Source organism: uncultured Vibrio sp. (assembly GCF_947488985.1).
Taxonomy (GTDB): Bacteria; Pseudomonadota; Gammaproteobacteria; order Enterobacterales; family Vibrionaceae; genus Vibrio.
This window is the reverse complement of record NZ_CANLBV010000371.1, coordinates 1-254: the sequence shown is the minus strand read 5'-3', so window position 1 is coordinate 254 and position 254 is coordinate 1. Positions and strand designations below refer to the sequence as shown.

The window sequence follows — 254 nt, the reverse complement described above, 5'->3', positions numbered from 1 at the left end:
CGTGGTTTCAGGTAAGACGGATCATGAATCGGTCTTATCACTCACATTGGAGGGATGCTAATGGGTGGCGGTGGCAGAAGTTCAAGTTCGAACACAACAAACACAACCAACACGAACGGCACTAGTGCCATTAGTGGCGATAACCTTGGTGTGGTTATCTCTGGTGTGAATGGCAACATTGGCAATATTTCGATGACTGATCACGGCTCAGTAAAAGCCGCGTCAGAAATCGCTCAAAGTGCCATGCAGAGCAA

Annotated in this window: 1 pseudogene; it reads left to right on the top strand. The window is 48.0% G+C overall.

Annotation, left to right across the window (positions count from 1 at the left end):
* Window positions 1–60: 60 nt before the first annotated feature.
* Window positions 61–254: pseudogene (locus tag Q1A70_RS20675) on the top strand (hypothetical protein); the annotation flags it as partial.